This is a genomic window from Lysinibacillus sp. GJ-1 (assembly GCF_021166035.1).
In the GTDB taxonomy this organism is placed as follows: domain Bacteria; phylum Bacillota; class Bacilli; order Bacillales_A; family Planococcaceae; genus Lysinibacillus; species Lysinibacillus sphaericus.
Genome location: NZ_CP088912.1, coordinates 1,462,323 through 1,475,555 on the forward strand (window position 1 = coordinate 1,462,323; position 13,233 = coordinate 1,475,555).

The following is a 13,233-nucleotide window of genomic DNA, read 5'->3' on the forward strand; positions in this document are numbered from 1 at the left end:
AATATGTTGAAAAAGGGAGTAAGTTGAAAGTTATTTTGTGCAGATAGATGAGGGAGAGCTCACAGTTGGTTGAAGCTGTGAGACTCATTGCTTGAAGCGGATTATGTTTTGATTTTTTGTGCTAAATCGTAAATCACTTTTTTGACAAATACATCAATTTGATTGTCTAGTCTAGATTGCGGGTAAACTAGTTGGATTTTCCGTTTTAGCGTAATATCATTTAAATCTTTTTTGATTAATAAGCCAGATTGCAGTTCGTCCTCAATAAGGGAAACGGAAAGAAAAGCAATGGTTTTACCAAACGTCAGCATTTTTTTTATCGTACTTACAGAATCGAGTTCAATGGTATTAAATGCTGGTTGGAAAGGGTCCAACCATTTTTCGATAAAATGATTGGTTGAACTAGAGGAAGTATGTAATAATACTTTGTTTTTAAGGACATCGGATTGCGAGATGTCCTTTTTTGCTGCCAGCTCGTGACGAGGGCTTAGAGCTAAAACAAGCGAATCTTCACCAATTGTTTCATAGATTAATGCTTTGTTTTCTTGCTTTGTTTCCATAATTAACCCAAAATCTAGTTCTTGCAGGGCTACCATTTTTTCAATTTCAGGTGCTGTTTTAACCTCTAAGGATATACGGATGTCAGGATATGCAGTGGAAATTTGATTAATAATTTCAGGCATATAAATATGCGCAGGTAGGGCACTTGCACCTAATCGAATGGAGCCAATATTGCCTGCTAATAGATTTTCAATGAAACGATTCATATCGTTTTGTAGTTGGACGATTTGTCTTGCGTAGTGATAGAGCCCCTCTCCAGCTTCTGTTAAACGATAGCCACCCGCATTTGTGCGAAACAAACGTATCCCGTACTCTTCTTCAATCGAGCGAATATGAAAGGACACCGTAGGCGGCGTAATACCTAGCTCTTTAGCGACAGGAGCTAATTTTTTAAAATCGACGAGTAAACAAAATGCCTGTAATTTCAGATGATTCATTTTAGCCTCCTAAAGGAAATTCGAAAAAGTATTGCATTTCCTTAAGTTTATTAGACTTTTTTTAACGACATATTAATAGTAGGTTAATATTTTCTAAATATCTGGAAACTATAGTAGAGATAGACGAGGAGGATACCATGAAAATCTCAATAACGAACTTAGAGAAAAAATATGGACAGGCACAAGCGTTATGGCCCATTAATGTGGAATTAGATAGTAAGTTCATTACAATTTTAGGACAATCGGGCTGTGGGAAAACGACATTATTGAAAATACTAGCTGGTCTTGAAAAGCCAACAAATGGTGAAATTGCATTCGATGACACAATTATTTATTCGTCTAAGCTTCACAAAAATGTTAAACCAAATAAACGCAATATTGCCATGGTCTTTCAAGATTTCGCATTATACTCATATGACCATTTTCCAAAACATCGCATTCGGCTTAAAAGGAATGATGCCAAAAGAAGAAATATCAGAGCGAGTAGCATATGTGATGCGGTTAGTGAAGATGGAAGGATATGAAAAACGTAAGCCGGGACAATTATCGGGAGGCCAACAACAACGAGTTGCATTGGCAAGGGCATTGGCAACGAATCCAAAGTTAATTTTATTTGATGAACCATTATCAGCGTTAGATGCCGTACTTAGAGAAAAAATGCAGGATGAAATTATGCATATTATTCATGAACTGGGTTGCCAAGCTATTTTTGTAACACATGATCAAACAGAAGCTATGACGATGTCGGATCAAATAATTGTGATGGAATCAGGTAAAATTGCGCAGGTTGGATCACCTGAGGAAATTTATCATACGCCGGCAACACCTTATGTAGCGGATTTTATAGGGAAGGTCAATTGGTTCGGTAAAGGGAATCGAATTGTACGTCCAGAGGGAGTATCGAGACAACACTATCCTGGAAGCATTGCGAAACAGGCAATGATTGTGAAAAGTACTTTTGTTGGTGATCGCTATTTAGTACATGCGCAAGTTGAAGGGAAGCAATGGAGCTTTTATGAAGCTGTACCGCTTGAACACGGACAGCAACTGGAAGTTTTTGTGGATACTAAACAAATCTATCAATGGGAGGGTTTACAGTGAAAAAACGTTTCAAATTATTAGCAACAGCGAGCTTTCTTGTGGCATTAACATTAGCAGGGTGCAACGCTACTAAGTCGACTGACAGTGTGAAGAATGATGCAGCCAGTGCAAAGCCAAATGAAGTGCAAACACTAACCGTCTATTCTGCTGGTCCTGATGGCTTGGCAGCAAGTATTCAACAAGCTTTTGAAGAAAAAACAGGCATGAAAGTAGAGATGTTCCAAGGGACAACGGGCAAAATTTTATCGCGTTTAGAAGCAGAGAAAAATAATCCGGTCGCAGATGTCGTTGTGCTAGCTTCTATTGCATCAATGGATGGATTAAAGGAAGCCAACCAATTACAAAGTTACAAAGAAGCTGAAAATGCTAGTAAAATGAACCCCGATTGGTCAGATGCAGAAGGCTATTACTATGGCTATAGCGCATCGGCATTAGGCATTGCCTACAATACGAAAAATACGAAAGACATACCAAGCGAATGGACAGATTTAGCTAAAGCACAGTGGCAAGGTAAAATAAATATTCCTGATCCAAGTTTGTCTGGATCTGCTGTTGATTTTATTTACGGTTATACAGAAGCGGAAAAATCGGCATGGGATACAATCCAAGCATGGAAAAACAATGGACTACAAGTGAATGGAGCCAATAAGGAAGCATTGGATGCTGTTATTACAGGTGATAAAAATGCAACCATTTCAGGTGTTGACTATATGGCGTATAAAGCGAAAGCGAGTGGGGAACCAGTAGAAATTGTTTATCCGAAGAGTGGAACGGTTGTTAGTCCGCGAGCAGTAGGCATTATGAAAGATGCTAAAAATGTGGAAGGTGCGTAGGCCTATGTGAATTTTTTACTTTCAGATGAAGGACAAAAACTAGTGGCAGATGCTTATCTACTACCTGGCAATCATGATATAGCTGTAAAAGATCGCGCAACATTGGATGAAATCCCGCAGTTAAATGTGAGCTGGAAAGGTTCAGAAGCAAAGCAACTTGATATTTTAACGAAGTTCAATGATATTTTTCGTTAAGTTGCAAGCTTCCTTCTAGATGATGCAATCATCCTGCGTGTGTAAAATTCGCTATTGGTCAGTCATCACTTTATAATACTGACTATTTCGAATTTTTCGAAAATAAAGCTCTTTGAAAGGAATAACGCAACATGATAATGGAAAGCAGACGAAGTTTTGGCTTGTTATTGACGATTGTCGCAACGTTTGCGATCGCACCATTAATAGCCATTATGTATTATACATTTGTCCATGATGGTCTAGTTGATGTTTCACAATTTAGTAGCATGTTTGCTAATGAAAGATTATGGCAGACTTTGGGCAACTCATTATTATTAGGTGTATTGGTTATTTTAGGTACGACGATATTAGCATTGCCTATGGCATTCATTCGCACGAAAACAACTTTACAAAAATATGATTGGCTAGATATTGTCCTAACGATTCCTTTTATGACACCCCCTTATATCGGTTCCATGGGATGGATATTATTTATGCAAAATAATGGATTTTTACAGCAACTAGTGCCAGGCACAGCTTGGTTGTCTGATGCCTTTTTTTCTTTATTTGGCATGGTCATGGTTATGAGTCTACATCTATTTCCTTTTCTATACTTAATGCTGAAAAATACGTTGCTTAGAATAAATGGTTCCTTTTTGGATGCTGCACTTATTTTCGGACGTAGCTCTTTGCGCAACTGGCTACAAGTAATACTGCCGTTACTTATTTCTAGTTATGTTCTTGGGGTATTGTTAATTTTCATTAAAACGCTAGCGGAATTCGGGACGCCTGCTACGTTTGGAAGCCGTATCGGTTTTCATGTTTTTACGACAGAAATTCATGCTTATCTTTCAAGGTGGCCAGTAGATATTCGAATGGCTACATCGCTTTCTGTATTTTTGCTTTCCGTATGTCTTATTATCTGGTATTTTCAAAATCTTATCGGACGAAAGTTTACATATAGCGTACTTTCAGGAAAAACGCCCGCTGCACGTGAAATAAAAGATAAATGGTTTATCCAATTGGGATCATGGTTTTATGTAGGTTTTGTATTATTGTTTGCAATCGGTATTCCTTACTTTTCAATAATTGTAACCTCGCTACAAAAAGTAAGGGGAGACGGTTTACGTGCAGGCAATTTCACATTAGCGTCTTATCAGGCTGTCTTTACTAGTGGTAGCGCTGGCTTAACGGCATTTTTAAATAGCGTTGTTTTTTCAATACTTACAGCAGTGATTACAGCGATAATTGGTTTATTTATTGCCCTTTACATTAAAAAGGGAGAAACGAAAAAGCAACAACTATTAGATTTCTTTAGTCTAATGCCGAATATTATTCCTGGTATCGTCTTTGTTGTCGGCTTAATTATGTTTTGGAATGCCCCATGGTTACCAGCAACCATTTACAATACAAAGGCGATGGTTGTTGTGACTTATTGTGTGCTGTTCTTACCCTACGCTGTGCAATATACAAAATCCTCACTATCACAGCTAGATCAATCTATTTTCCAATCAGCTGCGATTTTTGGACGCAATAGTTGGGACGTGTATCGAGCTATCATCATCCCCCTGCTAATGCAAGGAATACTTGCTGGTATGATGATGACATTTATTATTTCAATGCGCGAACTAGTCGCGGGTCTCCTTATTTTGCCTCCTTCAGTTGAGACAGGCGCAACATTTATTTACAGCCAATTTGAACAAGGCAATGTTGGGATAGGAATGGCTGTTGCAGTTATTACAGTCGCGATGACCGTTGTTTTTATGTTCCTATTAAATTGGCTTCAAAGATGGGGAGGACATGTACGTGCTTAATGTAGAGATTTTAGGAGGGGTTGGAGAGTACGGACGAAATTGCTTTTATCTCGAAAAGGACGGACGAGCGATATTACTTGATTGTGGTGTCATGAATAATCGGGAAAAAACGATACCAACCTTAACTCCCGCTCATGTGGCAAAACTTGATGCTGTGTTTATTTCTCATTCGCATATTGATCATGTCGGCGCGCTTCCTTTACTGGAACAGTGGGGTTACAATGGTCAACTAATTATGAGTGAGATGACAGCAAAACAATTAAAACACGCTTATCCAAACATTCAAACCTTTTCACCAGAATCGATTGGTTATTGGTTACATATTAATCAGCATCTTTCTTTTCAATGGGGTTTTAGTGGGCATCTAATAGGAAGTGTCTGGTACAGCATTCGATTTTTGGGGGAGGTGATATTTTTTTCGGGAGACTATGTTTTAGATTCCTATCTATTAAAGGCGAATCTTCCGTATGAGGATTGTGGGAAGTATAACGTCGCGTTTATCGATAGTGGGCATGTTGAAAAGACCATTAAGAACGAAGAAGTATTGCAACAAATAGTGGAGTTTATTTGTACGAACGCTAGTAGACCGATTATTTTCCCTTCGTCCTTTTCAGGCAAAACGGCTGATATTGCAATTTATCTTTTTGCGCATAGTACAAGAAAAGTGTGTATTGATCATCAGTTGTTCCCATTGTTTGAAGATTACTATGCAGCACCTGAAAATGTGGTACCTACTCCGATATTGCCGTTGTTTAGAAGTGAATGTTTACAAGAGAAGACTGTGGAGGAAAATGCTATTTATTTTGTTCCAGAGCGAGAGGAAGCAACAATATCGCAACTACTCAAAAATAGTCCATCAGCAATTGTTATCTTTACAGGATATTTGAATAAAGCTAGTTATACTCAATCATTAGCACCCCAACAAGTAAAACAGTTTTTTTACAAAACACATCCGGATTATGAGGATATTATTGCCCTGTCCAAGCACATAAATGCTGAGAAAACCATTTATTTTCACAGCCATTTTACAAATGAAGAAACAACACTATTAACTTTAATCGGAAAAGAGGCGGATATAGGATGAATCATTTTAAAAGAGTTGCACTGAAAATGGTCGTAATGACCATGGTATTGGGCACGCTTGGCCTATTGAATACAGTACAAGTGAAAGCAGCAATAGAGCCTAGTCATGAGATTAAATATAATTTGCGAACGGATTTATTTAATGAATCAGCCATTTTAAAACTTTTTGCAGCAACGAAAAAAGATGAAGTAAAGATTTACTATTTCGATACAAATAATCAAGAATTTTTAAATGCAGATTATAACAACCGTTTACGTGTCTATAAAGATAGTACGAAAATCGATATTACGTATAAAAAGAGATTTCTGAATACACCGCTTGACGAAGCACTAGCAATCACCAAAAGCCACGGCTTTACAGGGGATGAATCTAACTATAAGTTTGAAATGGATATTAAGGGGGGAAATCGTACATTTACAATTAGTCGCAAAGAATCGTTAAAAGCAACGACTAAAGTTTCTTTCGATGCAGTGGATGAAAATGCTGCGAAAAAAATGATTTTAGATAATGTTCCAAAGAAAATTTTAAATTGGGATTCGGCAACATGGTATAACAACACGTTATCGCAAGCCATCGTGTATGGGCCTGCCAATGCAACAACCTATAAAGGAAGTTATGCAGGCTATGAGGCTGATATCGAGGTTTGGCATTATCAAGGGGATGTTATGATAGAACTATCTACTAAAGAAGACGACGCCACAAAAGCTGCAGTAATTGAGCAAGTATGGCATGATCAGCTAGCAGCAGTTGGATATCTTAGTGCGGATCAACGTGGAAAAACAGCCTTTGTAATGGAGCAATAAGAATACCCGCGGAACAAGGTGAAATACCCGCGAAGTAAGAGGTTTTACCCGCGGAACAAGGTGAAATACCCGCGAAGTAAGAGGTTTTACCCGCGGAACAAGGTGAAATACCCGCGAAGTAAGAGGTTTTACCCGCGGAACAAGGTGAAATACCCGCGAAGTGAGAGTTTACCCGCGGAACAAGGTGAAATACCCGCGAAGTGAGAGTTTACCCGCGGAACAAGGTAAAATACCCGCGAAGTAAGAGGTTTTACCCGCGGAAAAAGTGAAATACTCGCGGAGTGGAGAGGTTTACCCGCGGAACAAGGTGAAATACCGGCGAAGTGAGAGGTTTTACCCGCGGAACAAGGTAAAATACCCGCGAAGTAAGAGGTTTTACCCGCGGAACAAAGACAAATACCCGCGAAGAACGAGGACCTGCAATAATATTGTTAAATACGGATAATAAAAAAATTTCGTGATACGTTCACGGGATTTTTTTGTTAATTTACGGCTTTAAAATAAGTATGGATAAGGAACAGCCTAGTAGGTAATAAATATCGTGTTGACTATGGAGTGAATTGGTCAAAGCGTGAAAATAAAACCTATAAACTTTGTTCTAACTTTTTTAATTTAGCTTACACTTACTATAGGACGAACTTTGTGTGGAGTAAGGGGGAAATAACATAGCGAAAAAAATGGGAGTTGTGGCACTACTAATATTTGGTGCCTACGTTCTGGGCATGTATTGGTATATATTTCATAGTGGTGGTGGCACAATACCGCGAGCGTTTCAAGGCTCCGTTGCGGACCCAGTTATGTTTATGTCTGAAAAAGAACTAAACTTAAGTCTGGAATATTCGAAAATACGAAATTTCTTATTTTTTGTAGTAACACCATTTGAATGGCTTGCTTATATTGTGATTTTGTTAATGGGTGTTTCTCGCTATTTTGAAAAAGTTTCGACGTCCCAAACGAAAAGGAAGCCGTTACAAAATGCTGCTTATTTATTTTTATTATCGTTTTTGCTGTATGTAGTCCTTTTCCCAATTGAATACTATCGTTACTATTTAAGTAAAAGCTATGGCATTAGCACTCAAGCTTTTCCGTCTTGGATGCGTGATGGTGTCATTGATTTTTGGGTTAACTTTGGCATGACTTTTATTATCGTATCCGTTCTTTATTGGCTTATGAAAAAGAGTGCCAAGAGATGGTGGCTATATGCGTGGATATTAACGATTCCCTTTACAATTTTTGTAATGTTTATTCAGCCCGTTGTAATTGATCCGTTATACAATGATTTTTATCCGCTAAAAAACAAGGAGCTAGAAACGAAAATATTAGCAATAGCAGAACAAGCGGATATTCCAGCAGAGCATGTGTATGAAGTGAATATGGCACAAAAGACCAATGCATTAAATGCTTATGTGACGGGTATTGGTAGTAATTCAAGAATTGTGCTGTGGGATACGACGTTAAATCGTTTAACAGATAATGAAATTTTATTTATTATGGCACATGAGATGGGGCATTATGTTGAGAAACATATTTATTTTGGCATTGCGGGTTATTTATTAATGACCTTAGTCGGGCTTTGGATAACAGCGAAAATTATGCGGTGGGTAATAGCCCGTTACGGACATGCATTAAAAATTACAAAAATAAGTGACATCAATTCTTTGCCACTATTTTTACTTATTACATCTTTTTTATTATTTGCTTCGAGCCCTTTATCGAATTTTATATCAAGATATCAAGAAACACGAGCTGATCAATATGCCATATCAATGATGGACGATCGTCAGGCAGCTGTAACGGCATTCCAAAAGCTTACCATATCAGGATTAAGTGAAGTGAATCCACCGCTTCTTGTGAAATGGTTCCGCTATACGCATCCAACCATGCTTGACCGCATTATGAAAGTAGCGGAAACCGAAGAACCAATCAAAGAAAAGCCGATAAAAGAAGAACAGAAAAAAACGAGGTAATGATGGAAGTTTAATAATCCACAATTGCCGAGGTTTTTCAGACGAATAAATTGGGTATTCTAACGATAAGTTGATCAAAATTTGTTCGTTTTAGAATGGTAGGGGAGTTTATGCGCAATATTGTTATTATAACGCTTGCATCCATTTTAATGGCATTTGCTTATAATTTTTTATTAATACCGCATGAGATTTTAAGTGGTGGATTAAGTGGGATTGCCATTATGCTTGGCATCGTAACGCCGTTGAATACAGGTGTGTTAAATCTTTTATTAAACTTGCCCTTGCTTATATTAGGTGTAATGAAGTTAGGGAAACGTTTTATTGCTTATACAATTCTTTCAGTTGCGGTGATGTCTATCGCCTTGTTAATTATTCCGATTTATAAGGCAACACAGGAACCGATTTTAGCTTCCTTATTTGGTGGGGTTATTGTGGGCCTTTGTGTAGGTTTGATTTTTCGCGCATCTGGCTCCTCAGGTGGCTTTGATATTATTGCGATGTTGTTGAGTCGCAAAAGGGATTTTCCACTGGGGGTACTTATTTCAGCTATGAACGGGGTCGTAGTAGCGATTTCAGGTTTTGTTTTTAGTTGGGATGCCGCTTTGCTGACGCTCGTTTCGATATATGCCACTGGAAAAGTTGTTGATACCATCCATACGAGTAATATTAAACTGACGCTAATGATTATTACTAGCAACGGTGAAGATGTGAAACAACAACTGTTAGCTAGGCTGCATCGAGGGATTACGATGATGGATGCGAAAGGTGGCTATTCAGGAGAAGGGCGAAAAGTGCTGATTACCGTCATTACACGTTATCAGCTTGCTGAAGTGAAAAGCCTAATAAAAGAAGCAGATGCAAAAGCGTTTGTGAATATTTTGCAAACAACAGAAGTGATTGGTATGTTTGACCGCGGTTCCAAATGATAGGAAAGTTCAATCATTTGCAAAAAATGTATTTTAAAAACACACGTAATTGATTATAATATAATCGAACGTGTGTTTTTAAATTTTTGTTGAAGAAAGGAGTAAACATGCAAAAAGATAGCATTCATTCGTATTGTTTAAAACTTCGTGGCACAACGCATGATTACAAGGACGAATGGCAGGCTGATCGCTATCATATCGGTGGCAAAATGTTTGCCATGATGGGCGGGGATGCAACGAGAAAGCCGATTATTACGTTAAAATGTGCACCTAGTCGTGCAGAAGAATTAAGAGAATCCTATGAAGGCATTATTCCAGGGTACTATATGAACAAAACACACTGGAATTCTATTTATTTAGATGCCAATATACCGAACGAGTTACTTGAACATTTAATTCAGCATTCCTACGAGCTCGTATTCGAAAAGCTAACAAAAAAAGCACAACAGGAAATAGGCATTTGAGTGCCAGTCACGCAAACAATTCTCAAGAGTTATAGCCTTGTTCACCATAAGGTTGTAGCTCTTCAAGCCATTTTTGTTCAAGCTTTTCGAGTTCTTTTTTGGCATCAAAAAATCCCTCTTCTTTCTGCTTCAAATACTCCACTACTTCGAGCTGAAAGGCATCCGTACCAAATGTATTGTAATCTGCTTGTAACGCTTTATTTGTATACGTATTTGTCTTTAGCATAAACTGAAAGCCATTTAGGCGCTTTAAGTTATTGAAGCTACCAACAAACACTTTGCCATTTTGTTTGTTCGTCATGGTAAAAACGCCTGCTTCAATTTTCATTTCTTTATAAAGTTCTTTTAATTCTTTTTTGTGGTCCATTCATAACCCTACTTTCTTATTTTTTTACCCAATATGCACTACCATCATCCTGACGATCCATAAATCCATATTGAATTAAATAGCGACGAATTTGTACATAATCCTCATACATCGGCTGGATAATTGCATTAAGTTCCTTTTCTGTATAGTGTGTTGACTCATCAAGAAGCTTTGTAATGGCACGGAGCACAACAATTTTATGTTTTTCTCGTTTTGGAAAGCGGACAAGCTCCTGCCCAATGCCATGAGGGAAGTATTTAGCCAGTAGCTGTTGTTCTTCGGCCAAGGTGATGTTATAGCGATCATCCACCATCGTAGCTGTTTTGTGAATAGGGACAAAAGGTTCTTCCTTTTGACCTTGTTCTTTTAATAGTTCCATCATGGCAAGAAATGTTTTAGCCTGACGTTCTTTTTCTTTTAAGGCAAAACGGTGGTGACGAATCGTTGTGGCACTGCCAATGGCAAGCTCTTCTTTAATGGCCTGATCGGTTTTACCTTCGTAAAATAAACGCAAAATGTGACTTTGATGGTCCGTTAAGCCTGTCATTTTTTTATTTAATCCATTTAAATAGTGAAAAACAGATTGGTGTGCAGCCGAAATATGATGTTGCATAAATTTTTTTGCTTCATACAGGACATTTTCATGTGGATATATAATCCCTTTTTCAATTTTATCTCCACAAAGAAGGCAAGTGTAGTGTGTATCTTCATCTGTGTAGCCTTGCTTAATGTCCTCGATAGAAGCCTGCCAAAATAATTGGTTTAGATCCATATGGAACCTCCTCTAAAAAAACAAACGTATTTAATTTTTGTTTGCTTATTTATATTTAAAATAACAAAACGTTTGTTAAAAAGCAATAAAAAAATACACACCGCATTTATCGCCGATGTGTATCTTAAATGAACCTAGTGATTTTTCTTTTTGAAAATAATAATTGATAATAGAGCAAGGAGAACAATAGTTATTAAAATAATTATATAACTTGTAGTTAGGCTAACAGCATGGCCATTTAGCTCATAAGTAATACCATAATTCAGCTTATAGCTTTCCACATGCTCCGTCGGAACGCCATCAAAAACTTTCGCAATCGAGCTTTCCATAAAGGCATTTCGCAATAGTAATGTAGTATGACTAATTGGAAAATACATGATTAGTTGTTGAGCAAAGCTAGGGAGGACGCCCACAGGGACATAAACACCACATAAAAAACCGAGTACTGTACCAACGATTGTACTTAATGTAGAAAAGGCATTTTGCGTGCTAACAAATAATACAAGAAACATATTAAATACGCTCGCAAGGAATACGGATAATAAAAGTATGCCAATCACGTTGATGAAGGCGCTAAAACTAAGTAGCTTTCCGCCAGTTGATACAATGAAAATCTCACAGCCTATTAGCGCTACGAAGGAGAACAGACAACCGATAATAAAAGCGTTCAATACATAGCTCATGTGAATCGTTGCACGAGAAATAGGAGCTGTGAGAAAATCTGCAGTTGCTTTTGACTCCATATCGCGCACCGCAATGGCAAATGCACCTAAAGTTGTCGTAACCGCCATCATTGATAATAGACCAGCAACAAGCCATTCATTGACCATTGTAATCAACTCAGGAGTAGCCTCTGTTACTTGCTCAATCGCATCCACCTGCATTTTTTGGAGAAAAATTGCGTAAAGAACAATCACAATAATGACGGAAAGCAGAGAGAAAAAGACTTGGGTTTTATCTCTTCTAAAAACTTTACTATTGCGCTGTATTAAGCTTATCATTGCTTCCATTTGTACCATCTCCTTGTGCCATGATATGAAGAAAGACATCATCCATCGTGCCCTTCATAACTTCAAAAGAGGCTAATAGGGGCTCGGCACTTTTTAAAAGTGTAAGTGCTGTCAGTGTAGAGCTAACTCGAACATAGAAAATGCCTAGCTTTTCTGTGTACGGTAAGGTATTTTCCTTAAGCCACTTCAGCCCTAATGAAGGATCATGAAATGCAAGTGCCATCTGGTCGTAGGCATATTTTGTTTTTAAGGCATCTGGGGTTCCTTCAGCGACAATACGACCTTGTTTTAAGACAATCACCTGATGCGCCACGGCAGCTTCTTCCATATAGTGCGTAGTTAAAAATACGGTCATATTTGTTTCTGCCTGAAGTTGTTTGATTGCTTGCCAAACAAATTGGCGTGTTTGGGGGTCGAGACCAGTTGTAGGCTCGTCTAAAAATAAAATTTGTGGCCGATGAATAAGTGCCCGAGCGATATCCGCGCGTCTTTTTTGGCCGCCTGATAATGTCCCGTATTTTTGCAGTTCAATATCATCTAAATGTAAATAGGTCGAGACGAATTGATAATTTTTTGTCAGCTGTGCTTTCGATAAGCCATATGTTTTGCCACGGTGCAGGATATTTTCTCGAACGGTTAATCGTTCATCTAGGAGGCTTTGCTGAAAAACAACGCCGATAGATTTGCGTATTTTTGCATTATGTGATTTATCATCAAGTGTATAACCGTTAATCGTAACGGTACCACTAGATTTTTGTAGTAGTGTACATAAAATTTCGATGGTCGTCGATTTACCGGCGCCATTAGCACCTAAAAATGCAAAGAGGGAGCCCTGCTCCACCTTGAAAGAAATTCCTTTTACAGCTAAATGCTCGCCATAGTGCTTTTGTAAGTGGTCAACTTGAATGGCAAATGTCATA

At 38.1% G+C, this 13,233-nt stretch carries 11 protein-coding genes and 2 pseudogenes; 8 read left to right on the forward strand and 5 right to left on the reverse strand.

Features of this window, described 5'->3' with window-relative positions:
- Positions 1-101: 101 nt before the first annotated feature.
- Positions 102-998, reverse strand: coding sequence for a LysR family transcriptional regulator (locus LO754_RS06810; protein WP_024362384.1), 897 nt, complete (start codon positions 996-998; stop codon positions 102-104).
- 137 nt (positions 999-1,135) lie between these two features.
- On the opposite strand from LO754_RS06810, the pseudogene LO754_RS06815 reads away from it, so the two are divergent.
- The 8 genes and pseudogenes from LO754_RS06815 to LO754_RS06850 all read left to right on the forward strand — a co-directional run bounded on the left by LO754_RS06815 (position 1,136) and on the right by LO754_RS06850 (position 10,164).
- Positions 1,136-2,099: pseudogene (locus LO754_RS06815) on the forward strand (ABC transporter ATP-binding protein).
- Positions 2,081-3,127 (forward strand): annotated as a pseudogene (locus tag LO754_RS06820) (ABC transporter substrate-binding protein). Before LO754_RS06815 ends, LO754_RS06820 begins: the two co-directional pseudogenes overlap by 19 nt.
- Before the next feature lie 131 nt (positions 3,128-3,258).
- Complete coding sequence (locus LO754_RS06825; protein WP_024362381.1) at positions 3,259-4,920, forward strand: ABC transporter permease; 1,662 nt, start codon at positions 3,259-3,261, stop codon at positions 4,918-4,920.
- Positions 4,913-6,004: an MBL fold metallo-hydrolase gene (locus tag LO754_RS06830; protein ID WP_231785862.1), complete on the forward strand. Its 1,092-nt coding sequence runs from the start codon at positions 4,913-4,915 to the stop codon at positions 6,002-6,004. The genes LO754_RS06825 and LO754_RS06830 overlap by 8 nt, the downstream gene beginning before the upstream one ends.
- Positions 6,001-6,807 (forward strand): hypothetical protein, encoded by an 807-nt coding sequence (locus LO754_RS06835; RefSeq protein ID WP_231785863.1) that lies wholly within the window; start codon positions 6,001-6,003, stop codon positions 6,805-6,807. Before LO754_RS06830 ends, LO754_RS06835 begins: the two co-directional genes overlap by 4 nt.
- 665 nt (positions 6,808-7,472) lie before the next feature.
- Positions 7,473-8,774, forward strand: coding sequence for a M48 family metallopeptidase (locus LO754_RS06840; protein ID WP_025219018.1), 1,302 nt, complete (start codon positions 7,473-7,475; stop codon positions 8,772-8,774).
- A 110-nt stretch (positions 8,775-8,884) separates the two neighbouring features.
- Positions 8,885-9,700 (forward strand): YitT family protein, encoded by an 816-nt coding sequence (locus LO754_RS06845; protein ID WP_024362377.1) that lies wholly within the window; start codon positions 8,885-8,887, stop codon positions 9,698-9,700.
- 107 nt (positions 9,701-9,807) lie between these two features.
- On the forward strand, positions 9,808-10,164 hold the full coding sequence (locus LO754_RS06850; RefSeq protein ID WP_024362376.1) for an MmcQ/YjbR family DNA-binding protein: 357 nt from the start codon (positions 9,808-9,810) through the stop codon (positions 10,162-10,164).
- Between the two features lie 22 nt (positions 10,165-10,186).
- Here LO754_RS06850 and LO754_RS06855 read toward each other — a convergent pair whose 3' ends face one another.
- From LO754_RS06855 to LO754_RS06870, 4 genes are all read right to left on the reverse strand, one after another.
- A complete protein-coding gene (locus LO754_RS06855; protein WP_024362375.1) occupies positions 10,187-10,531 on the reverse strand; it encodes a GIY-YIG nuclease family protein in 345 nt (114 codons plus the stop codon).
- Positions 10,532-10,547: 16 nt separating this feature from the next.
- Positions 10,548-11,303, reverse strand: a complete 756-nt coding sequence (locus tag LO754_RS06860) for a DUF2087 domain-containing protein (protein WP_231785864.1) — start codon at positions 11,301-11,303, stop codon at positions 10,548-10,550.
- 134 nt (positions 11,304-11,437) lie between these two features.
- Positions 11,438-12,313: an ABC transporter permease gene (locus LO754_RS06865; protein ID WP_231785865.1), complete on the reverse strand. Its 876-nt coding sequence runs from the start codon at positions 12,311-12,313 to the stop codon at positions 11,438-11,440.
- A complete protein-coding gene (locus tag LO754_RS06870; protein WP_231785866.1) occupies positions 12,279-13,232 on the reverse strand; it encodes an ABC transporter ATP-binding protein in 954 nt (317 codons plus the stop codon). Before LO754_RS06870 ends, LO754_RS06865 begins: the two co-directional genes overlap by 35 nt.
- Position 13,233 lies beyond the last annotated feature (1 nt).